This window comes from Streptomyces sp. NPDC059695, from assembly GCF_042733785.1.
In the GTDB taxonomy this organism is placed as follows: domain Bacteria; phylum Actinomycetota; class Actinomycetes; order Streptomycetales; family Streptomycetaceae; genus Streptomyces.
Map to the genome: position 1 here is coordinate 42,381 of NZ_JBHWFF010000014.1, position 21,992 is coordinate 64,372.

The following is a 21,992-nucleotide window of genomic DNA, read 5'->3' on the forward strand; positions in this document are numbered from 1 at the left end:
GGCATCACCTCGGCGTCCCGGTGGGCGGAAGCAGCGGTTCGGGCCACACCCGGCACAGCGCCCCGTAGACCACGGCGGCGACCACGAAGGAGGCCGGCAGGCTCAGGTCCACCCCGCCGGTGAGACCGGTCAGCGGGCCCGTGTAGAGCGGGTTGTTCACCCACAGCACGCCCACCACGGAGCCCGCGGCGAAGGCTGCGGCGGCCCGTGCGTTGACCCCGCCCGTGTACCAGTACCGTCCGCCGCCGCCCGTGGTGAACGCGCGCAGCGCCTCCGCGTCGTACCGGCCCCGGTGGAGCACGTACCCGACGGAGAGCACGGCCGCCCACGGGGCCACGACCGTGAGCAGCAGCGTCACGAACGCCGACATCGCGTCCATGGCGTCGTACACCACCGCCCCGAGGTACAGCACGGCCGCCGCGAGCAGCGCGACCACCGTGGTCACGGCGGCCCGGGAGGAGCGCCAGAACACCGAGTTGGCGGAGAGCCCGGCCGCGTACAGGCACAGACCGGCCTGCGGCAGGGTGCCCGCGAAGCCGAAGACGACCACCGCCACCGCGAACCAGCCCGGCACGGCGTCCGTCAGACCCTGCAGCCACGGCTCGTCGGGCACGGGGAAGAGCGTCGTCACGTACGCGCCGGTGAGCAGCGCGGCGAGACTGCTGAGGAACATCGAGATCCCGCTCGCCCGCACCACCCGGCCCGTGGGGGTGCCGGCCGGCATGTAGCGGGTGTAGTCGCCCTGGAAGGTGGCGTACGACAGGGGCACGGTCGCGGACGCGGTCGCCGCGAGCAGCCAGGTCTGCAGCGTGCTGTCCAGTGCCAGGCTCCCGCCGGCGTAGCCCGCGTCGAACTTCGGCGCGAGCACGAGCGCGGTCCCGAGCAGGACCGCCCCGCCGGTGACGGCCGTGATCCGGTACGTGCGGACCAGCGTCTCGTGGCCGCGCACGGCGACCAGCGCGACCGCCGCCGCCGTCACGAACATCGCCACGGTCAGCGCGCCCGGGCCGGTCGGCGTGGAGAGCAGCCGGTGCCCCGCGACCATCACGGCCGTGCCGCCCGTCCACACCGCGATCGCGAAGAAGCCGAGCGCCGTCACCACCGTGATGACGTTGCCGACGACCCGGCCCCGCACCCCGAAGTGCGCCCCGCTCGACACCGGATCGTTGGTGCCGGTGCGGACGCCGAACCGCGCGAGCGGCGCGAGCAGCGCCGTCCCGACCGCGACGCCCGCCGCGATCGCGGTGGCCGAGGCCCACCAGCCGAGGCCGAAGACCACGGGCAGCGCACCGAGCACCACGGTGCCGAACGAGAACTGCGCGGAGGGCCAGATCCAGCCGAAGTCGCCCGGTGTCGAGGTGCGTTCCGCCTCGGGCACCGGCGCGATGCCGTCGTGGTCGACCGCCGCACGGGGCGGCGTCACGGTGGACGCCGCCCCGGTCGGTGTGGTGGTCATGAGGCGCCCCCGGCGAGTTCCTCGGACAGGTCCGCGGGACGGTCCTGGCCGGGCAGCACGTCGACCACCCGGAGGGCCGCGCAGGCGGCCCCCGAGGTCCGCTCGCCGCTGGTCAGGTCGAAGGTCGTGTGGTGCAGGGGGCAGGTGATCCGCAGCCTGTCCCCGTCGACCCTCCCGTACTTCAGCCGGCCCCCGCGGTGGGGGCACAGGGCGGCCGCGAGGACCTTGCGGCCGCCGACCTCGACCAGGACCAGGTCCTCGGTCACCTGGCGGACGACGGGCTCGCCGGAGCTCCGCCGCCCGGCGGGCACGGCCGTCACGCGACGCTCTCCCGCGCCCGCGCGATCGCCGTCTCGGTGGCCTCGCCGACGATGTCGGAGGCCAGCCGCACACCCGCCCAGATCTTCGCCAGGTCGGGCTCGTCGAGCGCGCGGATCGCCGTGCGCATGTGGTTGCTGTGGTACGAGTCGATGTACAGGTGCTCGGTGTAGTACGCGTCGTGGACGATCCCGAGCCGCCGTGCCGCCCGGGCGAAGCTCTGGAAGGCGTACAGGACGCTCGTCTCGAAGTAGGCGTACGCCCCGAGGAAGTACTGCGGGGACGGCGCCCGGCTCGCCAGCCAGTGGAACATGTTGACGTAGGCGTAGCACTCCGGGGACGTGTCGTCGAGGTAGTCGTCGAGCTCCAGGCTCATCCCGAGCTCGGTGAGCAGGTCCCGGTAGAGCTGGGAGTGGGCCTTCTCCTCGTTGCCGCAGCCCAGTTCGTCGATGAGGACGCGGAAGACCGCCATCGCCGAGCGGTACGGCAGCCGGGGGACCACCGGGAGCAGCGACTCGGACTCGGTGAGCCCGTCGAGCGCGAACTCCCGGACGATCAGCTTGAACTGGTCGAGCGTCGCGTGCTCGGCGAGGAAGGTCGCGCTCTCCGGGAGCGCGGCCTCCTCCTCGGCGAGGAACTCCTTGAGCGCCTGGAGCAGTTCGCCGGCCGAGCCGAACCGGGGCGCGGAGGCCTCGTAGGCCCGCGCCTTCGGCAGGATCCACCGCTCCTCGATCGCGGTCATCGAGCCGTAGTCGCCGAGGTTGGGCACCCGCCGGTAGAGGGCGTGCAGTTCGCGCTGGGCGGTGGCCGCCGGGGCCGCGATCGAGTGCGCGGCCACCGGGACGGAGGAGGCGGTGGGGGAGGCGGGGGTGGTGCTCATGCCGCCTCGACCTCCTCGTGCGTGGTGGGGGAGGAGATCACGCCGCGCTCGTGCAGTTCCTTCTTGACCCAGCGGTACCAGTCGTCGCGGAAGACGCCGTACTTCTCGCAGACCGTGTTGATCTCCGCCTGGCGGTCCGGGGTCGGGTCGACCAGCATCGCGTTGCACAGGCCGGGTTCGAGGTTGGCCAGCGGGCCGATGAAGCCCTGGATGCCGCGGGCGTCGACGAGGAGGTTCTCCCAGCCCTCGAAGACGGGGATGCCGGTGCCGGCCTCCGCCATCCTGCGGGTGAAGGCGGCGTCGCCGCTCGACTCCTTGATGCCGACGATCCCGGGGATCTCCTTGCAGATCCGGATCAGGGTCTCGAACTCGATGCGGTTGCCCGACAGCGCCTCCTCGTTGTAGAGGAAGATCGGTATGTCGAGGGCCGCCCGGATCGCCCGGTAGTGCTCGACGATCTGGTCCTGCGTCACGTCGGCGCCGAAGGGCGTGGTGACGACGACGGCGTCGGCGCCGATCTCGGCGGCCGTGCGGGCCCGGTCGACCACCGAGGCCGTGTCGGGGAGCTGGATCCCGGCGAGCACGGGGAGTCCGCCGGCGTGCTTGACGGTGTACGTGACGACGTCCTGCCACTGCCGGGCGTCGAGCTTCCAGCCCTCGCCGGAGGTCAGGGCCGGCATGAGACCCGTGACCTCGGTCCGGATGTGGTCCAGGAGCCGGACGACGCTCTGCTCGTCGACGGTGCCGTGCTCGTCGAGCGGGGTGATCAGGGGGACGACGGTCCCGGAGTAGGAGTCAGGCATGAGTGGGGTGCCCTTCGCGATGTGGTTCAGAGGGAGTCGGAGTCGACCTTCAGCACCAGCGAGCGCCGGTAGAGGTCCTCCAGGTACGCGGGGAACGAGGGCTCCGCGCCGGTGCCGAGGGGCACGACGGGCAGGCCGTCGGCCGCCTTCAGCAGCCGGGGGCTCGCGGTGTGCAGCACGCCCTCCCGGCCGATGACCTGGGCGAGCAGCAGGCGTTCGTGCGGGGGCAGTCCGTCGAGCGCGGGAGCGGTGAAGGCGCGCCGGACGTCGTCCTCGTCGTACGGGACCCGGTCGATGGCCAGGTCGGTGTGGAGGACGTCCATGAACGGGTAGTAGTCGTCCTGCACTTCGCGCTCGTAGCCCCAGACGAGGTCGTCGCAGCGGCCGACCTGCTCCCAGTTCATGACGACCCGGCCGGCGTCCCCGGCGGCGAGCCGGGCCGCGAAGAAGGACTTGGCGGCGACGCGGACGGTCTCGTCCTGGCTGTGCATGCCCATGAAGAGCGTGGCGTCGATGAACACCGTGGGGGCGTGCTCGGTCGCCTCGGTCGCGGTGGTGGCGTCAGCCGGCATAGCGCTCGAGCACCTTCCGCATCCGCTCCATCGCGCCGGCGAACACCTCGGGCTCGCGGGCCAGGGCCAGGCGGACGAAGCGCTCGCCCTTCTCCTTGGTGTTCCAGTAGAAGAAGGTGCCGGGCAGGACGTACACCTCCTCGTCGAAGAGGACGGCCTGCAGCTGGGTGGCGGTCAGGTTCTCGGCGGTGATGCGGAACCAGGCGACGCTGGTGCCGACGACCGGCTCCTGGAACTCCAGGATGGTGCCGGCGAGGGCGGCGCGGGCGGCGTCGCCGTTGGTCTTGATGATGTCGCGGACGGAGGCGAAGCCGTCGGTGATGGAGTCCTCGATGTACTGCGTGACCATGTTGAGGACGAACGGCGACACGTTCAGCAGGACGCTGGTGTGGAGGTTGTAGACCTCCTCCTGGATGTTCCGGCTGGCGGTGATCATGGCGCACTTGGCGTCCTGGATGGGCCAGGTCTTGCCGGTGTCCTCCATGACCATGTAGGTGACGCCGGACTCCTCCAGGAGCTTGTAGATGTCGACCCGGCCGATGCCCTCGTCACAGAGCGCGAAGGAGGCGAAGCAGAAGTCCATCACCAGGACCTTGTCGTGGTCCACGCAGTAGCGCACGACCTCGGCGAAGCCCTCCAGCTTCTCGGCGAGCAGGGTGAATCCGGTCGGGTTGTTCGGGTCGACCAGGTAGATCGCGTCCGCGTCGATCGACTCGACCAGGCGCTCGTAGATGGCGTCCTTGTCGTGCAGCACCGACTCGTCGACCGGGCCCAGCGGCACCTGCATGTTGCGCAGCAGGTCGACCAGGTTGTCGAAGCAGGGCTCCACCAGCTGCACGGACATGCCGCGCTGCTTCAGGAACATGCCGGCCACCATCGTGGAGACGCTGGCGGAGTACGACAGGAGCGTCCGGTCCATCGCCCGGGCGGTGGGCTGCTGGTGCAGGCGGAAGAACGCGTCGATGAACTGGCGCTCGAAGTGGGCCTGCTGCTTGGACTCGGACTCGTGCCACAGCTCGGGGAGCCGGGAGACGATCCGCTCCTGCGAGTCGGACTGACGCTGGTGCGTGTGCGCGTCGGCCAGGTTGAACCGGGTCTTCAGAGCCTCGATCTCGTGCTGGGTGAGGTCGACGAAAGTGCTGACGTCTGCCTTGTCGGTCAACGACATGAAGAACTCCCGCTGTCGATACGAATCTCCGTCCGGAATTCCGGCGGCGTGAATGACTGTAGGAGCTTCGAGCGGCCTTGCGAATAACGGCCGGGTCACGCAATTAATAATCACCGCGATGTTCTGCGGAAGAAAAAAAGGAACGACGGCCAGGCATTCCTCGAAAGGAATGCCTGGCCCGTCGTTCGCTCTATTCGGCCGCGCCGGCGGCTTGTTCTCGCTATTCGGTGGCGGCCCGCAGCAGGATGTCTTCGTACACCTTCGGGTCGTCGGAGGCGATGACCGGCCAGCCGATGCCGTACGCGCCCTCCCAGCCCACGTCGATGCCGGGGTTGGCGTGGTCGGAGCCGTCGGGCAGGAACAGGTGGGGGCTGCAGTTCACGCGGTCGCTCTTCGAGAGCGCGGCCTGGTCGGCGAGGCTCCGGCGGGCCCGGCCGTCGTCCAGCGCCTCGGTGAGCGCGTCGACGTCGACGGCGCCGGTCTCGGCGGCCACGTCCAGGATCACCTTGCGGTGGCTGATGCAGCGCGACTCGGCCCAGAAGGCCCGGCGCAGCCCGAGGTCGAGCTGCTCGGAGGCGTTGAGGCTCTGCTCCTTCGCGGCGAGCACCGCCTCCAGGGCGGGCAGCGTCGTCGACGGGTACAGCCAGTCCTTGGCCTGCCACAGCTGCCAGCCGGCGGCCGGCTCCAGGCTGGCCATCCGGGCGACCTCGCTGTCCGTGCCGGGGCGCGGGCTCGGGGCGTCGTTCAGCAGTTCCAGGGGGAAGGCGCGCAGGTCGAAGGAGACCTGCTCCTCCAGACCCAGGCGGGTCCGGGTGGCGTGCAGCCGGTGGATGGCGATGTGCGCGAAGGAACACCAGATGTCGGAGAAGACGGTGACGACTCCGCGCGGCGGGGTCAGGTCGGCGGTGGTCGGGTCGGACATGGTTCTCCTCGGTTCAGGTGCGTGGGCGGAGCGGTGCTCAGCCCGCGGTGGACTCATGGGCGTCCAGGGCCGCCTCGAGGTCGAGGTCGGCGCCCGGCAGCCAGGCGGGCAGGGACGGGATGCGGGCCATCGCGTCGAAGAGCCGGGGCACGGCGGTCTCCTCGACGGTCGGCCCGTGGGCGCTGAGCAGCCGAGCGGGGCGCAGTGCGGCCAGTTCGTGCACGGGGCGGAGGAACTTGGCCTCGTCGACCAGCGCGGTCCACGGGGCTATCGCACGGTTCAGCACCTCGAAGCCGTGGAAGAATTCCTCCTCCGAAAGGTCGGTGAAGTCCTGCTGAATTTCTTCGACGACGGTACCGAAACTGTCGGAGCTGTAGAGCGTTCCATCGGAATGGTCGAACACGGCGAGAGTTCCGGGTGAATCGAAGGTGGGCGGCCGGTGAAAACTCAGCTCACGATCGCCGACTTTCACGCGACTTCCCGGGTTCGCTGTCACCACCCGTTCCTGCGGAATGCTGAACTCTTCCGATATTCGGGTGAGTGATATCGCGTTGGCCAGCACCTTCGCCCGCGGCGCGGCCTCCAGGATCCGGGCCAGGGCGCCGGTGTGGTCGCGGTCGTCGTGGGTGACGACGATCCACCGCAGGTCGCCCGGCTCGATCAGCGACCAGAGGGAGTCCAGGAAGCCCTCCCGGTCGACGGGCATCCCGGTGTCCACGAGCAGCGGCTCGCCGGACCGGAGGAGGAAGGCGTTCACCGGCTGGTCGCCGAGGCCGGGGATGGGCAGGGCCGACGGGAGGACGTGGATGTCCGGCCCGGCGGTGTAGGACGTCTTCATGAGCAGCCTTTCACGAGGCGCCGAGCGGGCCGGGGGTCCCCCGGGCGCGGGCCCGGGGGAGGCGCCGGCCTCGGTCAGACGAGCTGGATGGTCAGGGAGCCGGCGATCAGCAGGGCGAGGCCCAGGGCGCGCGGCTTGGTCAGGGAGCGCTGCGGGAGCTTGAAGAGACCCTTGTGGTCGATCAGCGCCGAGGTGAGCTGCTGGCCCGTCACGGTCAGGGCGATGGTGACGGCCGCCCCGATGGTCGGGATGAGCAGGAAGGTGCCGGTGACGTAGGCCGCGGCGCAGGCGCCACCGAGCCAGCCCCACCAGGGCATCTTCTTGAGCGGGGCGATCTTGGGCTTCGGGGTCTTCCGGGTCGCGTAGAGCGCGAGCAGGACGACGGCGATGGTGAAGGTCGCCACCGCGAAGCTGATCACGGCGACGGTGATGGGCTCCTTCAGCTGCGCGCGCAGCTGGGCGTTGACCGCGCCCTGGATCGGGAGGACACCGCCGGCGACGATGCCGAGGACGAGCCAGCCGACGCGGCCGGCGCTCGACATCTTGGGGGCGCCGGGAGGGGCCGCGGCCTTCATGCCCCGGATGATCACGACGATGCCCGCGAGGACGGCCAGGGCGCCGAGGACGATGCCGATGCTCAGGTCCTTCTGCTTCAGCCCGAGGAGGCCGAAGAGGTCGAGGGCGAGCGAGGCGAACATCTGGCCGGTGACGAAGAGTCCGACGGCGGCGAGGGCGCCGAGCCGTGGGAACAGCAGGATGCCGCTGGTGATGTAGAGGGGACTGGCGAGTCCGCCGAGCAGCTGCCACCACTCCACGTCGGGCAGCTTGCCGAGCGCGCCGAGCGCACCGGCGGCCACCGCGAGCACGACGAGCAGCGTGGTGGCCACGCCGAGCTGGATGGTCGAGGCGCCGTACGGGGTGCCGACGGCGGCGTTGAGCTGGAGGTTCACCGAGGCCTGGACGGCGAGGAGGCAGCCGACCAGCAGGGCCGCGGCGAGTAGCGCGGTGTGCATCTGGATCTCCCTGGGGCGGGATGGCGAGCGGATAAGTGGACACTGAGTCCGTTTAGCATGCCATGCAACATGGCAAACGGACAAGGTGTCCACTTAGCCCCGGGGGAAGTAAGGTCGGGTCATGAGCGAGGAAGAGCAGCGAGGTCGTGGAGCCGCCTCCGTGCACCGGGTCGGCGGTCTCCTCGGTGATCTGCAGGCCGCGGACGAGCAGCCGGTCGCCCCGCGCAGACGCGCCGACGCGGAGCGCAACCGTGCCCAGATCCTGGCCGCGGCCGAGCGGCTCTTCGCCGAGATCGATCCCCGCTCGGTGACCATGGACCGGATCGCCAAGGCCGCCGGCGTGGGCCGCGCGACGCTGTACCGGAGCTTCCCCGATCCGTCCTCCGTCGCCGTGGCGCTGCTCGACGAGCACGAGCGCCGGCTCCAGGGGCAGCTCATCTACGGGCCGCCGCCGCTCGGTCCCGGCGCACCGGCGGGGGAGCGGCTCGCGGCGTTCTACCTGGCGATGCTCGATCTGCTCGAACGGCATCTGCCGCTGGCGCTGGGGGCGGAGACGGGTCCCGCGCGCTTCCGGACGGGCGCGTACGGATTCTGGCGCGTCCACGTCCGGACCCTGCTGGTCGACCACGGGGTCGAGGACCCGGATCCGCTGATCGACATCGCGCTCAGTCCGCTGTCGCCCGAGCTCTTCCAGTTCCAGCGGCACGAGCTCGGCCTGCCGGCCGAGCGCATCGGGCGCTCGCTGACGGCCTTCGCCCGCCAGCTGCTCCACTCAGGAGGCGGTGGCTGACCGCCCCTGCGAGGGGGCCTTCGACGCCGTCGGGGGCGTCGGTGTGGTGGTGCCGGCCGGGGCGGCCGGCGCGGCCGGGTGGACGAGGCCCGGCAGGATCAACTCCCAGATGCGGCGCAGTCGTTCCTCCGCGGGGTCGTGCAGGGCGCCGCTCTCCGTCGGCCAGGGCGTGTCGGCGGGCGTGCCCGGGAGTCGCATCTCCAGCTCGACCCCGGTGATCACGTAGCCGATCAGCGCCGCGACCGCCGTCGCGTCGACGCCCGGCCGTAAGGCCTGCTCCGCCACCGCGTACCGCGCCAGACGGCCCACCTCGCGCCGCCAGGGGCAGTCCTGCCCCGGCCCGGGGTCGGTCGACTGCAGCTCGCGGGAGAGGCGCTCGCCCGCCCGCGCCATGGGGTCGGTCTCGAAGAGCCGGATCAGCGCGTGGGTGGTGATCACCAGCTTGTCGATCGCGGTGCCGCCCACGCCCTCCGTGGACAGGCAGGCCGACTCGACCGTGATCCGGGTGACCGCGCGGGCCTTCCCGCGCACCGCGGTCGCCAGGTCCGACTTGGTCGCGAAGTGGAAGACCAGGGCGCCGGTGGTGACCCTGGCCTCACCCGCGATCCGGGCCAGCGAGGCCCGCTCGTAGCCCATCCTGTCGAAGACCCTCGCGGCCGACGACAGGATCTCCTGTCTTGTGCGTTCCGCCCGCTGCTGAATCGCCATGAGCTCCCCCGTGGACTCGCGAGAAGGTGCCGGAGCGTTATCTTCCGGCCCGCGCCTGTGACCGACTCGAAACTATCCGGCCGGAGAGCGGCGAAACGTGGCTTCTTGTCCGTCAGGCCGGAACTGGGGCTTGACGCGCGTCTCCCTCCCAGGTCGCGGGCGCCCGGCCCGCGCGGACCGCCCGCGAACTGACCGGAACCGGGGGTATGGCCTGTCAGGTGGATTCAGCCGTTCCGGCGGTCGCGGAAGCCCGTGCCCGGGAGCGGGATACAGCCACGCCCGCGAGGCACAGCGCACCCCCGGCGAGGGTGAGCGCACCCGGCAGCTCGCCCAGGAACCCCCACGCGAGGAGCACCACGAGCGCGGGCACGGCGTACGTCGTCGCGCCCATCCGGCCCGCCGTCGTGCGGGCCAGGGCGTAGGCCCAGGTCGTGAAGGCGAGCGCGGTGGGGAAGACCCCCAGATAGACCATGTTCAGGGTCGCCGGCAGCGGGGCCCGTCCGGCCTCCTCGACGAGCTGTCCGGCGAACGGCAGACAGGCCGCCGCGCCCACGAGGCACCCGAAGGTCGTCACCTGGAGCGCGCTGCCGTGCGCGAGCGCCGGCTTCTGGGCGACGACCCCGCCCGCGTACGCGACCGCCGCGAGCAGGCAGAGGGCCACCCCGAGCACCGAGGCGTGCCCGCCGGAGCCGCCGCCGGACATCGACAGGCCGACGGTCACCGCGCCCGCGAAGGAGACCGCCATGCCGGCGAGCAGCCGGGGCGGCAGCGACTCCTTGAGGAACCGGGCGCCCAGCAGGGCGATCAGGATCGGTCCGATGTTCACGACCATCGCCGCCGTGCCCGCGTCGACCTCCTGCTCGCCCCAGTTCAGGACCACCATGTACACCCCGAACCACAGCAGGCCCGAGACCACGATCCCCGGCCAGGCCGCCCGCGGCGGCAGCCCCTCCCGCCGTATCAGGAGCACGGCCCCGAGGACCAGCGATCCGGCGAGCAGCCGGCCGAGCGCGAGCGCGCCGGGGGAGTAGGCCGCCCCGGCGCTGCGGATGGAGACGAAGGCGGAGGCCCACAGGACGACGGTGACTCCGGCGGCGACGAGCGCGAGCCGGGAGGGTTGCTTCTGCATGGTCCGACCGTAGGGCGCGAACCCTTCGGCGCCCACCGCAATATCGAGGGGCACGAGACGGGACCCGCACAGCATCGAGGCATGCCAAGCCGGGCCCCCCTCCGCGTCGAGGGATGCGAGGCGGGGCCCGTCTCCGCGTCGAGGGGTGCCAGGCCGGGCCCGGTCCGCTCAGCGCAGCGACTCCGCCGTGATGCCCAGGCCCGTCCGCAGGGCGCTCTCGCCCTCCGGCGTCACCTTCACCGCCCGCTCGGACCCGATCCGTACGCACCACCCGGCGTCGAGCGCGTGCCGGCACAGCGCGGCGCCCGCGAGCCCCGCGAGGTGCGGGCGGCGCTCGGTCCAGTCCAGGCAGCCGCGCGCGACGGGCCGCCGCCCCTTCCGTACGAAGGCGATGCCCTGCTCGTCGAACCAGGCCAGGCCCCGGTCCGTGAGCGCGAACCCGGTGTCCTGGCGCAGCAGTCCGCGCTCCGTCATCGCGTCGGTGATCGCGATGCCGAGCCGCCCCGCGAGGTGGTCGTAGCAGGTCCGGCCGCGCGCCATCGCCCGGCCCGCGCTCGCGGCCCGCAGTGAGCGGGGGGCCTGCGGCACCTCGGGCTCGGACCGGGCGGCCAGGTCCTCGACGAGGTGCGCGATCCCGGGATCGGCGAGGCGGACGTACCGGTGCCGGCCCTGTCGCTCCTCCGCGAGCACCCCGCCCGCGACGAGTTTCCCGAGGTGTTCGCTGGCGGTGGACGGTGCCACCCCGGCGTGCCGGACGAGTTCCCCGGCGGTCCAGGCCCGCCCGTCGAGCAGGGCGAGCAGGAACGCGGCGCGGCTCTCGTCCGCGAAGAGCGCCGCGAGCGCGGCGAGATCACTGGCTGCCATGGTCCAAGCCTGCCGCACTCACGTTTCGGCGGAGGCCGAACCGTGCGGTGCGCGGGGGCGGGCGGGGAGCGCCTCGTACTGGAGCCGCAGGCCGTCGAGCAGCGCCCGCAGGCCCGTCTCGAAGGCGCCTTCGTCCACCTTCTGGCGGTGCTCGGCGAGGAGGTGGGCCCGGCCCAGGTGCGGGTAGTCGGCGGGGTCGTAGGCCGTCTCGTCGTCGACGAAGCCCCGGGCGAAGGAGCCGAGGGCGGAGCCGGTGACGAAGTACCGCATCAGGGCGCCGATGGAGGTGGCCTGGGCCGGGGGCCAGCCCGCCCGGACCATGGCGCCGAAGACGGCGTCGGCCACCTTCAGGCCCGCCGGGCGGCGGCCGGGGCCCTGGGCGAGGACGGGGACGATGTGCGGGTGGTCGGCGAGCGCGGCGCGGTAGGAGACCGCCCAGTCGTGCAGGGCGCTCCGCCAGTCCCGGCCGTCGTCCTCCGCGAACATCGACAGGTCGATCTTCGCGCTCACCGCGTCCGCGATCGCGTCGAGGATCTCGTCCTTGGTGCGGAAGTGGTTGTAGAGCGAGGGCCCGCTCACCCCGAGTTCGGCGGCGAGCCGCCGGGTGGAGAGCCCCGCGAGTCCCTCCGCGTCCACGAGCGCGCCCGCCGTCTCGACGATGCGGTCTCGGCTGAGCAGGGGCTTGCGCGGTCGGGCCATGGCGCACATAGTAGGCCCGCTACGACAAAACTAGCAGTGGTAATTAAAGAGGTGGGTGGCACCGCATGAATCTGGAACTCAGCGAGGAGCAGGAGGCCGTGCGCCGGCTCGCCGAGGACTTCGTCGCACGCGAGGTCACCCCGCACTCGGCCGCGTGGGACCGTGCCGAGGAGGTGGACCGGGGCATCGTGAAGAAGCTGGGCTCCGTCGGCTTCCTCGGGCTCACGATCCCGGAGGAGTACGGCGGCTCGGGCGGCGACCATCTCGCGTACTGCCTCGTCACCGAGGAGCTGGGCCGCGGCGACTCCTCCGTGCGCGGCATCGTCTCCGTCTCCCTCGGCCTGGTCGCCAAGACGATCGCCGCCTGGGGCGACGAGGACCAGAAGCGGCGGTGGCTCCCCCGGCTCGCCTCCGGCGAGGCCCTCGGCTGCTTCGGCCTCACCGAACCCGGCACCGGCTCCGACGCGGGGAACCTGGCCACCCGCGCCGTACGGAACGGGGACGCGTACGTCGTCAACGGCGGCAAGATGTTCATCACCAACGGCACCTGGGCCGACGTCGTGCTGCTCTTCGCCCGCACGAACGACACCCCCGGCCACAAGGGCGTCTCCGCCTTCCTCGTCCCCGCCGACACCCCGGGCCTCACCCGTCGCCCCGTCCACGGCAAGCTCGGCCTGCGCGGCCAGGCCACCGCCGAACTGGTCCTCCAGGACGTCCGCGTCCCGGCCTCCGCCCTCCTCGGCCCCGAGGGCAAGGGCTTCGCCGTCGCCATGTCCGCCCTCGCCAAGGGGCGCATGTCGGTCGCCGCCGGCTGTGTCGGCATCGCCCAGGCCGCCCTCGACGCCGCCGTGCGGTACGCGGGGGAGCGGGAGCAGTTCGGCAGGCCCATCGCCTCGTACCAGCTGGTCCAGGAGCTCCTCAGCGACATCGCCGTCGACGTGGACGCCGCCCGGCTGCTCACCTGGCGGGTCGCCGACCTGATCGACCGGGGCCGGGACTTCGCCACCGCCGCCTCCCAGGCGAAGCTGTACGCCTCCGAGGCCGCGGTCCGCGCCGCGAACAACGCCCTCCAGGTCTTCGGCGGATACGGCTACATCGACGAGTACCCGGTCGGGAAGCTGGTGCGCGACGCCCGCGTGATGACCCTCTACGAGGGCACCAGCCAGATCCAGAAGCTCATCATCGGCCGGGCGCTGACGGGGATCTCGGCCTTCTGAGTACGTCGGTGAGTACGCGGACGGATGTGGCACCGGCCACGTCCGTCCGATGCTGGGCGGCATGAGCGACACACCGGTCAAGCAGCAGAACACCGCCGCCTACTACATGCAGGCCGTCATCTCCTTCGGGATCGCGGTCGCCGCCGTGGCCATCGGCGTCTACCAGCTCGACGCCAGCGCCTGGGTGCGGGCCTTCCTCGCCGTCTCGGTCCTCTACCTCACGACCTCGGCCTTCACCCTCGCCAAGGTCGTCCGCGACCGCCAGGAGGCCGGCCAGATCGTCAGCCGGGTCGACCAGGCCCGCCTGGAGAAGCTCCTCGCCGAGCACGATCCGTTCCAGAAGCTCTGAAGGGCGACGGGAGGCTCTAAGCGCTTGCTCACCCTCGTTGTATGGTGTTCGTCCTGACGGGGTCCGAGAGGGAGTGTGGGATGAGCGCGGCGGAGGAGACGCCCGGGGGCGAGGACGTGCCCTGGGGCGAGGTCACGCCCGAGGCGGCCCGGCGGCTGCTCGTGGCCGCCGTCGAGGCGTTCGCCGAGCGCGGCTACCACGCCACCACCACCCGGGACATCGCGGGCCGCGCCGGGATGAGCCCCGCCGCCCTCTACATCCACTACAAGACCAAGGAAGAGCTGCTCCACCGGATCAGCCGCATCGGTCACGACCGGGCCCTGGAGATCCTCTCGGCCGCGGCCGACGGCGACGGCACCCCCGCCGAGCGGCTCGCCGACGCCGTGCGCTCCTTCGTCCGCTGGCACGCCGAGCGCCACACGACCGCGCGCGTCGTCCAGTACGAGCTCGACGCGCTCGGTCCCGAGCACCGCGCCGAGATCGTCGAGCTGCGCCGCGAGTCCGAGGCCGTGATCCGGCGCATCATCAACGAGGGCGTCGCGGCGGGCGAGTTCGAGGTGTCGGACGTGCCCGGCACGACGGTCGCCGTGCTCTCGCTCTGCATCGACGTCTCCCGCTGGTTCAACACCCAGGGCCGCCGGTCGGCCGACGAGGTCGGCGCGCTCTACGCCGACCTCGTGCTGCGGATGGCCGGCGCTCAGAAGTAGTAGCGGGAGACCGACTCGGCGACGCAGACGGGCTTCTCCGAGCCCTCGCGCTCCACGGTCACCGCCGCCGTCACCTGCACGCCGCCGCCGGCCTCCTCGACCTTCGTCAGGACGGCGGTGGCCCGCAGCCGCGAGCCGACCGGGACGGGGGCGGGGAAACGCACCTTCTCCGTCCCGTAGTTGAGGCCCATCTTCATGCCCTCGACGCGCAGCACCTGCGGCACGAACAGCGGAAGCAGCGACAGCGTCAGATAGCCGTGCGCGATCGTCGAGCCGAACGGTCCGGCGGCGGCGCGCTCGGGGTCCACGTGGATCCACTGGTGGTCGCCGGTCGCCTCCGCGAAGAGATCGATCCGCTTCTGGTCGATCTCCACCCAGTCGCTGTGCCCCAGCTGCTCGCCGACCCCCGCGCGCAGCTCCTCGGCGGAGGTGAAGATCCTCGGCTCGGCCATGTTCGCTCGTCCCTTCTCGTACGGCATACCTGGTGGTCGGTATCTAAGCGCTTGCTCAGCATGTGGGGTGCGGTGGCCGCTGTCAACGGCCGTCGCCGACGGACCAGTAGGGTTCCCCGGGTGCCGCAGATTCCAGAGAAGATCCACGAACTCACCGTCGGCCAGCTCTCCGCCCGGAGCGGGGCCGCGGTCTCCGCCCTGCACTTCTACGAGGCGAAGGGGCTCATCAGCAGCCGCCGCACCAGCGGGAACCAGCGCCGCTACGGCCGCGACACGCTCCGCCGGGTCGCCTTCGTCCGGGCCGCCCAGCGGGTCGGGATCCCGCTGGCCACCATCCGGGAGGCGCTCGCCCAGCTCCCCGAGGAGCGCACGCCCACGAACGAGGACTGGGCCCGCCTCTCCGGGGCCTGGCGCACCGAGCTCGACGAGCGCATCAAGCAGCTCGGGCGCCTCCGCGACCACCTGACGGACTGCATCGGCTGCGGCTGCCTCTCCCTGGAGACCTGCGTCCTGTCCAACCCCGACGACCGCTTCGGCGAGCGCATGGCGGGCTCCCGCCTCCTCCCGGTGAGCCGCCCGGCGGCGGAGGAGGCCACCTAGTACGGCAGGGCCGCCGCCACCAGTTCGGCATTGGAGCGCGCACGGGTGCCGTCCGGCAGGAGCAGCGTGTCCTCCAGGCCGATCCGGGCGTCCGCGCCCAGCCGCCGGGCGAGCCGCAGCACCGGCCAGACGCCGCCCTCCTCGCCGTGGAGCAGTACCGGCACCCCGGCCGCCGGGACGGCGAGCGCCGCCAGCAGGGCGAGGGCCCGGGCCTCGGGCGCGTCGTCCGGGCCCGTGACCTTCGCCAGGACCCGCCGCACGGCCGGCGCGAGCGGGGAGCGCGCGAACCGGCCGGGCCCGTCCGTGCCGGACCACAGCGCGGCCTCCACGCCGACCCCGCGCTCCAGGAGCGCGGCGGCCACCTCCTCGGCGCCCGGCTCGTGCCACTCGACCGACACCAGGTCGGGGAGCACCGTCCAGGAGCGGATCCGCTCCGCCCTGCGGCCCGCGTCGTGCTCGGCCGACGCCGCCGTGGTGACCGGCACCGGGGCGTCGAGCGCCGACCTGATCTCCGTCAGGACCGGCGCGAGCACCCGGGGCGACAGCGAGGTGCGGCCGCAGGGCGTGCGGGGATGCACCCGCACCTCCCGGGCCCCCGCCGCCACCGCCCGCGCCGCGGACTCCGCGAGGGACTCCGGCGACATCGGGACCGCCGCCGATTCCACGGGCTCCCGCGAGCCGTTGAGGCACACCTGGAGCACGGCGGGCGTCCCGCGCCTCACGCCGCCGAGGCCAGCGGCGTGCGCCGCTCCCCGCGCGCCCGGGCCAGCGCCCCCGAGGTCAGCACCGCCCGCGGGACACCCACGCCGCAGTCCCCGCACACCGGACCCAGCCACGGCTCGTACGGGTCGCCCGGCCCGGTCCACTCGATCCGCGGCCCCGCGCACACCGGACAGGCCTCGCCGGGCCCGCGCTCCAGTGCGCCGATCAGCCGCCGCAGCACCTCGGGCAGCGGGTCCGAGGGATGCACCGACGGGTCGCCGCAGCGGACCACGCCGTTCCCGCCCCAGACCCGGCGGTGCCAGTCGTCGAGCGCGCCGAGTCCGCGCAGCCCCTCGTGCTTCTCGCGCCGCCGCCGGGCCGCGAACCGCTCCTCGTACGCGAGCCACACGGCCCGCGCCTCCTCCAACTCCTCCAGCGCGGCCACCAGCCGCCCCGGGTCGAGCTCCCGGTCCTCGGGACCGAACCTGTGCCTGCGGCACAGATGGTCCCAGGTCGCGCGGTGCCCGTAGGGCGCGAACCTCTCCAGGCACTTGCGCAGTGAGTACCTGCGCAGTGCCGTGTCGCACCCCGGATCGCGCACCTGTCTCGCGAGACTCCGGAAACCGGCCATCACTCGCCACCTCCGCCGCTGGTCCTTCCGCGCTAACAGAGGGACGAACGGGAGCCCCGTCGTGTTCCATCGAAATTCCGATGGGAGCCATCAATGGCGTGGAAGTGACGCCCGGCACCCACCGGAACCAGGGCGTCCGGTGGGGTTCGCCGGGCCTCCTACCGGCCCGTCCGGGACGCCGCGACCACGACCTCCGCGAGCTCGGGCCGCCGGATGTCGCCGTGCGAGCGGACCACCTCGGCCGTGTCCACGCTCACGCACCCCGAGCCCGGAACCCCCGTACGCAGGGCCTCCGCGAGACTCAGCCGCACGACCCCCGGCACCGCCTGCACGCCGTCGTGACCGATCGCGCCCCAGCGCGGATCGTCCGCCCCGAGCAGCCCCTCCGCGGGGCCGGCCAGCGACGCGGAGTCGTTCGCCAGCCGGGACGCCAGCGGGTACATCACCCCCAGCGCCGTGTCGTGCCGCGAGTAGCAGGCCACCACCGGACCCCGGACCCGCCCCTGGAGGTCCCGCAACGCGCCGGACCGGCCCGGGTCGTGCGGCAGTCGCGCGGCGAACGCGTAGTGGGAGAAGGCACCCTGAAGGAGCGTCACGGAGGCGACCGGCCGCGCGCCGGCGGGCAGTCCCCGCAGCGCGTACGCCACGAGCCGGGCGCCCATGCTGTGGCCCACCAGGTGGACGCGGAGCCCGGGCGCGGCGCGTGCGACCTCGCCGAGCAGCGGCCCGAGTCCGTGCTCGCCGACCTGCCCGGCCCGCTTCTTCATCACGTAGTACGTGGCCTGGCGCAGCACCTCCTTGGCGCCCTTCCAGTACGTCTCGAGTCCCCCGCCGAAGGCCCCGGCGGAGAGGACCCCGGCCGAGACGGCCTCCGAGGTGACGGCGTCCGAGGGGAGGGCGTCCGCGTCCTGCAGGGCCCCGGTGAACCGCGCGCACACCGCCACCGGGTCCGCGACGAGGAACTCCGGCACCGACTCCGGAAGCGCCACCGACTCCGCGTCCACGTCCGTCAGCTCCCGCAGCAGCGCCCCGAACTCGGCGAACGCCGCCTCGGACGCCGGTGCCGCGGCGAGCAGTTCCGTGAGCCGCCCGACGACCGGCTCCTTCTCCGGGAGGACCGTCACCAGGGCCCGGAAGTCGGGCACCGGCTCGCCCGAGAACATCATCGACGGCCAGATCAGGCCCGCGTACCCCACCTCCACCCCGGGTGCCAGGAGCTCGGGGAAGGGCGCGAAGAAGTCGGAGCACAGGCGGGTCGCGCCGGACGGGGAGCTGTTCCACCCGTGCGCGAACACCACCAGGTCGCCGACGCCCTGCCGGGCGAGCGCGGCGAGCTCCGAGGCCTGGCCCGGCGGCCCGTCGCCGTCCTTGTCGAAGGTGATCTCCCGGTACGGCTCCACACTCATCCCGGTCACGGCCAGACCGTCCCTCCACGTCGAGGGGGCCGCGACGCCGGGTGCGCCCCGTGCGCGGGCGGCGGCTCCTTGGCGAGCATGCCCGCGCACAGGGCCGCCCAGACGTGTCAGCGCAGCCGCGCGGCCGAGATCCGGGGGAAGTGGATCAGCAGGTCGTACGCGGTGGAGTACCGCACGGACGCGACGTCGCCCTCCCAGGGGAACGCCGTCCCGATGTGCCGGGTCGGACGGGGTGCTTCCAGCCACGCGCGCGCCGCCGGACCCGTGCGCCTCAGGTCCAGGAAGAAGGGCCCGGACGCGACCCGGTCCAGGGTCGCGGCGCTGCTGCCGGGGCCGAGCGGGGCGACGGTGAAGGCCCGGAGCGGCTCGCCGGGGGCCGTGGTGTCGTGCGCGTTGAACGAGCCCTGCCCGAAGGAGGCGCCCACGCTCACGTAGTCCCGGCCGAGGGCGTCCCGGAGGAACGCGCCCTGGGTCCGCGGGTACTGGTCCGGCGTCACCGTCTCGTAGCCGACGTGCCCGTTGTGCGCGGAGAGCACCATCCGGTCGCCGGTCGTCCGCTGCCACCACACGGTGTTGTCGGCCATGATCCGGTCGCGGTAGAGCATCGCCTCGGCGACTCCCTCCGGCGTCGCCATGTCGTGGGCGTACTCGGTCCCGACCTGGGCGATCGCGCGCGCGTGCTGCACCGCCCACAGGTGCGCGTCCCGCGCCCCGGGGCCCCTGCCGGGGCTCTGCCGCTCCAGGAGGGCGAGGGCGCGGTTCACCTCGCCGGCCATCCGCTGCCGCTCGGCGCGCGGCCGCTCCATGTACTCCCTCGTCCATGTCTCCACCCCGCCGGTGGGCCGCGAGTCCCGGTACAGCTCCCGGAAGCGGGGGAGGAGTTCCGGGTGGACGCGGGCGACGTACGAGGTCACGGCGTCGAAGAGGTTCCCTCCGGCGTATCCGAGGTCGTTGCCCATGAAGCGGACCGGGCGATCGGGGTGCAGGCGGTTGTACCTCCGCATCCACCGGAAGAGGTCGAGGTACTCCTCGGTGTTCCAGAGGCGGTACGAGTCCTGGAACTCGTCCCGCATGATCGCCCGGATGTCGCCCCGGCCGGTGCGGACCCACTCGTCGACGAGGAGGCCGGTGGACCAGGGGGCCTCCAGGGCGAAGGCGGTGAAGCCCCGCGACTCCACGAGGTGGGCGAAGACGCGGTGCTTCGTGGTGAAGAAGTCCGCCGAGCCGTGGGTGGCCTCGCCGATCCCGACGACCTCGGCCGTGCCGATCATCCGGTCCAGGGGGCGCAGATCGGTCAGGGGCCGGGCGGAGCGGGCGAGTTCGCGTAGGGGATCGGGGCCGGCCGGGGCGGTGGCGCCCGCGGCGGGCGCCAGGGAACCCAGACAGGCGGCGAGGAGGAGCCCGACGAGCGGCAGACGACGGCGGCGCAAGGAAAGGTTCATGGGGCAAGCGTCCTCGGCGGAACCCGACGGGGGACATCCCGCCGTCCCCCGTCCCGTACGGTGGCCACCCCCCCCCGTCACCGGTAGATCAGATACTCCTTCCGGACCGCCCGGAAGGCCGCCAGATCCGCTTGCCACGCGCCGACGACCTCGTCCACGTCCGCCCCCGCGTCGATCAGGGTCCGCACCCGCGTCGAGCCGGTCAGCTTGTCGATCCAGTTGTCCGGTCGCCACGCGAAACCGGACCAGGAGCTCCGGGCGGTGACGAGGAGTCCGATCCCCGTGCGCACCGGGTCGAAGGACTCCCGGTCCTGGACGTGCAGCTGCACCCCGCCGACCGTCTTCCCCTGGAACTTGGAGAAGGTCGGGGCGAAGTACGCCTCGCGGAACCGGACTCCGGGCAGACCGAGGGCGTTCGCCGCCTCGGCCCACCGCCGGTCGATCCCCTCCGCGCCGAGGAGTTCGAAGGGGCGGGTGGTGCCCCGCCCCTCGGACAGGTTGGTGCCCTCGAAGAGGCACGTGCCGGAGTAGACGAGCGCGGTGTCCGCCGTCGGCATGTTCGGGCTGGGCGGCACCCACGGCAGCCCCGTCGCGTCGAAGAAGTCCGACCGCCGCCACCCCGTCATGCGGACGGTCTCGACACCGACGGGCTTCGCCAGGAACTCGCCGTCGAAGAGCCCGGCCAGCTCGGCGACCGTCATGCCGTGCGCCTGCGCGATCGGCTCCCGCCCGACGAACGTCGCGAACGCCCGGTCCAGGACGGGTCCGAGGGCCGCCCGCCCGGTCACCGGGTTCGGCCGGTCCAGGACCACGAACCGCTTCCCGGCGAGGGCGGCGGCCGCCATGCAGTCGTACAGCGTCCAGATGTAGGTGTAGAAGCGGGCGCCGGCGTCCTGGATGTCGAAGACGACCGTGTCCACGCCGGAGGCGGTGAAGACGTCCGCGAGCGGCTGCCCGCTCTTCAGGTACGTGTCGTAGACCGGCAGCCCGGTCGCCGGGTCGTCGTACCGTCCCTCCGAGCCGCCCGCCTGGGCGGTGCCCCGGAAGCCGTGCTCGGGGCCGAAGACGGCGACCAGGTCGACCCGCTCGTCGGCGTGCATGACGTCCACGACGTGACGCGCGTCCGGGGTCACGCCGGTGGGGTTGGTGACGACGCCGACCCGTTCGCCCGCGAGGAGCGCGTACCCGTCGGCCGCGAGCCGCTCGAAACCGGTCCGCACCCGACCGTGTCCGGGCGCGGCGGGCGCGGCGGACGCCGGGGCGGAGGTGGCCGTCGCCGCCCCGAGGGCGCCTCCGGCGGCCAGCAGACTCCGTCGCGACAGGCTCATGCGGGACCTCCTCGGGAGTGACATGGCCCCGCACGCTAGCGCTCCTGACCTCCCCGGGGAACGAGGCGTGCGGAACGGGTCTTCCGCCGCTCCATACCGACCGGTTAGTCTGTGCCGGTCTTCGGGGCGCGGTGTCACCCGCGCCGTCACAGCCGAGAGGTGGGTCCATGACCGCGGAAGCGAACGAGCTCCAGGGCGCCGGTGTCGTCGTCACCGGCGCGGGCGGCGGCATCGGCGCCGCCCTCGCCCGTCGTTTCGCGGCCGAGGGCGCGCGCGTCGTCGTCAACGACCTCGATCCCGGGCGGACCAAGGCCGTCGCCGAGGAGATCGGCGCCGTCGCCGTCCCCGGCGACGCCTCCGCCGTCGTCGACGAGGCCCGCGAGGCCCTCGGCGGCACCGTCGACGTCTGGTGCGCCAACGCCGGACTGTCCTCGCCCGGCGACGCGTTCGCCGACGAGGACGTCTGGGCCGCCGCCTGGGACGTCAACGTCATGGCCCACGTCCGCGCGGCCCGCGCCCTCCTCCCCGAGTGGCTGGAGCGCGGCAGCGGCCGTTTCGTCTCCACCGTCTCCGCCGCCGGACTGCTCACCATGATCGGCGCGGCGCCGTACAGCGTCTCCAAGCACGGCGCGTACGCCTTCGCCGAATGGCTCTCCCTCACCTACCGCCACCGCGGCCTGAAGGTCCACGCGATCTGCCCGCAGGGCGTGCGTACGGACATGCTCACCGCCGCCGGATCCGCCGGGGAGCTCGTCCTCGCCCCCACCGCCATCGAGCCCGAGGACGTCGCAGACGCCCTCGTCGACGCCATCGCGGCCGACCGCTTCCTCGTCCTGCCCCACCCCGAGGTCGCCGGCTACTACCGCAATCGCGCCACCGACCCGGAACGCTGGCTCACCACGATGAACCACGTCCAGCGGACCTGGGAGAAGGGCACCGGTCGGCCCTAGGTCCCGGCGGATGGGAAGATCTACGGACGGGAACGCGTT

At 72.7% G+C, this 21,992-nt stretch carries 25 protein-coding genes; 6 read left to right on the top strand and 19 right to left on the bottom strand.

Annotation, left to right across the window (positions count from 1 at the left end):
- Positions 1-4: 4 nt before the first annotated feature.
- The 9 genes from ACFV2S_RS19035 to ACFV2S_RS19075 all read right to left on the bottom strand — a co-directional run bounded on the left by ACFV2S_RS19035 (position 5) and on the right by ACFV2S_RS19075 (position 7,970).
- A complete protein-coding gene (locus ACFV2S_RS19035) occupies positions 5-1,456 on the bottom strand; it encodes a purine-cytosine permease family protein (protein WP_383799957.1) in 1,452 nt (483 codons plus the stop codon).
- On the bottom strand, positions 1,453-1,776 hold the full coding sequence (locus ACFV2S_RS19040) for a Rieske (2Fe-2S) protein (protein ID WP_385560071.1): 324 nt from the start codon (positions 1,774-1,776) through the stop codon (positions 1,453-1,455). The genes ACFV2S_RS19035 and ACFV2S_RS19040 overlap by 4 nt, the downstream gene beginning before the upstream one ends.
- Positions 1,773-2,654 carry an iron-containing redox enzyme family protein gene (locus tag ACFV2S_RS19045; protein WP_383799952.1) on the bottom strand — a complete coding sequence of 294 codons (882 nt, stop codon included), beginning with the start codon at positions 2,652-2,654 and terminating at the stop codon, positions 1,773-1,775. The genes ACFV2S_RS19040 and ACFV2S_RS19045 overlap by 4 nt, the downstream gene beginning before the upstream one ends.
- Complete coding sequence (locus tag ACFV2S_RS19050; RefSeq protein ID WP_383799949.1) at positions 2,651-3,457, bottom strand: dihydrodipicolinate synthase family protein; 807 nt, start codon at positions 3,455-3,457, stop codon at positions 2,651-2,653. Before ACFV2S_RS19050 ends, ACFV2S_RS19045 begins: the two co-directional genes overlap by 4 nt.
- A gap of 26 nt (positions 3,458-3,483) precedes the next feature.
- A complete protein-coding gene (locus ACFV2S_RS19055; RefSeq protein ID WP_385560075.1) occupies positions 3,484-4,029 on the bottom strand; it encodes a DUF6190 family protein in 546 nt (181 codons plus the stop codon).
- Complete coding sequence (locus tag ACFV2S_RS19060; RefSeq protein WP_383799943.1) at positions 4,019-5,197, bottom strand: aminotransferase class I/II-fold pyridoxal phosphate-dependent enzyme; 1,179 nt, start codon at positions 5,195-5,197, stop codon at positions 4,019-4,021. Before ACFV2S_RS19060 ends, ACFV2S_RS19055 begins: the two co-directional genes overlap by 11 nt.
- A 220-nt stretch (positions 5,198-5,417) precedes the next feature.
- On the bottom strand, positions 5,418-6,119 hold the full coding sequence (locus ACFV2S_RS19065; RefSeq protein WP_383797944.1) for a DsbA family protein: 702 nt from the start codon (positions 6,117-6,119) through the stop codon (positions 5,418-5,420).
- Positions 6,120-6,156: 37 nt separating this feature from the next.
- Complete coding sequence (locus ACFV2S_RS19070; RefSeq protein ID WP_385560080.1) at positions 6,157-6,957, bottom strand: MBL fold metallo-hydrolase; 801 nt, start codon at positions 6,955-6,957, stop codon at positions 6,157-6,159.
- Positions 6,958-7,031: 74 nt separating this feature from the next.
- Positions 7,032-7,970 carry a DMT family transporter gene (locus tag ACFV2S_RS19075; RefSeq protein WP_383797940.1) on the bottom strand — a complete coding sequence of 313 codons (939 nt, stop codon included), beginning with the start codon at positions 7,968-7,970 and terminating at the stop codon, positions 7,032-7,034.
- A gap of 121 nt (positions 7,971-8,091) precedes the next feature.
- Between ACFV2S_RS19075 and ACFV2S_RS19080 the strand changes: the two genes are divergently transcribed.
- On the top strand, positions 8,092-8,760 hold the full coding sequence (locus ACFV2S_RS19080; RefSeq protein ID WP_385560084.1) for a TetR/AcrR family transcriptional regulator: 669 nt from the start codon (positions 8,092-8,094) through the stop codon (positions 8,758-8,760).
- Here ACFV2S_RS19080 and ACFV2S_RS19085 read toward each other — a convergent pair.
- From ACFV2S_RS19085 to ACFV2S_RS19100, 4 genes are all read right to left on the bottom strand, one after another.
- Positions 8,743-9,468, bottom strand: a complete 726-nt coding sequence (locus ACFV2S_RS19085; protein WP_385560087.1) for a TetR family transcriptional regulator — start codon at positions 9,466-9,468, stop codon at positions 8,743-8,745. The genes ACFV2S_RS19080 and ACFV2S_RS19085 overlap by 18 nt on opposite strands.
- Before the next feature lie 214 nt (positions 9,469-9,682).
- Positions 9,683-10,597 (bottom strand): DMT family transporter, encoded by a 915-nt coding sequence (locus ACFV2S_RS19090; RefSeq protein ID WP_385560090.1) that lies wholly within the window; start codon positions 10,595-10,597, stop codon positions 9,683-9,685.
- Between the two features lie 168 nt (positions 10,598-10,765).
- Positions 10,766-11,461 carry an ArsR/SmtB family transcription factor gene (locus tag ACFV2S_RS19095; RefSeq protein ID WP_385560093.1) on the bottom strand — a complete coding sequence of 232 codons (696 nt, stop codon included), beginning with the start codon at positions 11,459-11,461 and terminating at the stop codon, positions 10,766-10,768.
- An 18-nt stretch (positions 11,462-11,479) separates the two neighbouring features.
- Complete coding sequence (locus ACFV2S_RS19100) at positions 11,480-12,160, bottom strand: TetR/AcrR family transcriptional regulator (RefSeq protein ID WP_383797930.1); 681 nt, start codon at positions 12,158-12,160, stop codon at positions 11,480-11,482.
- A gap of 65 nt (positions 12,161-12,225) precedes the next feature.
- On the opposite strand from ACFV2S_RS19100, the gene ACFV2S_RS19105 reads away from it, so the two are divergent.
- The 3 genes from ACFV2S_RS19105 to ACFV2S_RS19115 all read left to right on the top strand — a co-directional run bounded on the left by ACFV2S_RS19105 (position 12,226) and on the right by ACFV2S_RS19115 (position 14,433).
- Complete coding sequence (locus ACFV2S_RS19105) at positions 12,226-13,377, top strand: acyl-CoA dehydrogenase family protein (RefSeq protein ID WP_385560097.1); 1,152 nt, start codon at positions 12,226-12,228, stop codon at positions 13,375-13,377.
- 61 nt (positions 13,378-13,438) lie between these two features.
- Positions 13,439-13,726, top strand: coding sequence for a YiaA/YiaB family inner membrane protein (locus ACFV2S_RS19110; RefSeq protein ID WP_383797926.1), 288 nt, complete (start codon positions 13,439-13,441; stop codon positions 13,724-13,726).
- 80 nt (positions 13,727-13,806) lie between these two features.
- Entirely contained in the window at positions 13,807-14,433 is a 627-nt protein-coding gene (locus ACFV2S_RS19115) for a TetR/AcrR family transcriptional regulator (RefSeq protein ID WP_385560101.1), read from the top strand.
- On the opposite strand, the gene ACFV2S_RS19120 is transcribed toward ACFV2S_RS19115, so the two are convergent.
- Complete coding sequence (locus tag ACFV2S_RS19120) at positions 14,424-14,885, bottom strand: MaoC family dehydratase (protein ID WP_369143348.1); 462 nt, start codon at positions 14,883-14,885, stop codon at positions 14,424-14,426. The two genes, ACFV2S_RS19115 and ACFV2S_RS19120, sit on opposite strands and share 10 nt — an antisense overlap.
- 120 nt (positions 14,886-15,005) lie before the next feature.
- Between ACFV2S_RS19120 and soxR the strand changes: the two genes are divergently transcribed.
- The gene (gene soxR, locus ACFV2S_RS19125) at positions 15,006-15,485 is read left to right on the top strand and encodes a redox-sensitive transcriptional activator SoxR (RefSeq protein WP_385560104.1); all 480 of its coding nucleotides are present in this window, start codon (positions 15,006-15,008) and stop codon (positions 15,483-15,485) included.
- On the opposite strand, the gene ACFV2S_RS19130 is transcribed toward soxR, so the two are convergent.
- The 5 genes from ACFV2S_RS19130 to ACFV2S_RS19150 form a co-directional block, all read right to left on the bottom strand.
- On the bottom strand, positions 15,482-16,186 hold the full coding sequence (locus ACFV2S_RS19130) for a 3-keto-5-aminohexanoate cleavage protein (protein ID WP_385560409.1): 705 nt from the start codon (positions 16,184-16,186) through the stop codon (positions 15,482-15,484). The genes soxR and ACFV2S_RS19130 overlap by 4 nt on opposite strands.
- A 17-nt stretch (positions 16,187-16,203) precedes the next feature.
- Complete coding sequence (locus ACFV2S_RS19135) at positions 16,204-16,818, bottom strand: hypothetical protein (protein WP_385560107.1); 615 nt, start codon at positions 16,816-16,818, stop codon at positions 16,204-16,206.
- A gap of 158 nt (positions 16,819-16,976) precedes the next feature.
- Entirely contained in the window at positions 16,977-18,224 is a 1,248-nt protein-coding gene (locus ACFV2S_RS19140) for a serine-threonine protein kinase (protein ID WP_385560412.1), read from the bottom strand.
- Between the two features lie 116 nt (positions 18,225-18,340).
- Positions 18,341-19,675 (bottom strand): erythromycin esterase family protein, encoded by a 1,335-nt coding sequence (locus ACFV2S_RS19145; protein ID WP_385560110.1) that lies wholly within the window; start codon positions 19,673-19,675, stop codon positions 18,341-18,343.
- A 77-nt stretch (positions 19,676-19,752) separates the two neighbouring features.
- Positions 19,753-21,003 (bottom strand): exo-beta-N-acetylmuramidase NamZ domain-containing protein, encoded by a 1,251-nt coding sequence (locus ACFV2S_RS19150; protein ID WP_385560113.1) that lies wholly within the window; start codon positions 21,001-21,003, stop codon positions 19,753-19,755.
- Between the two features lie 167 nt (positions 21,004-21,170).
- Here ACFV2S_RS19150 and ACFV2S_RS19155 point away from each other — a divergent pair, with 167 nt between their 5' ends.
- A complete protein-coding gene (locus ACFV2S_RS19155; RefSeq protein ID WP_385560116.1) occupies positions 21,171-21,953 on the top strand; it encodes an SDR family oxidoreductase in 783 nt (260 codons plus the stop codon).
- Positions 21,954-21,992 lie beyond the last annotated feature (39 nt).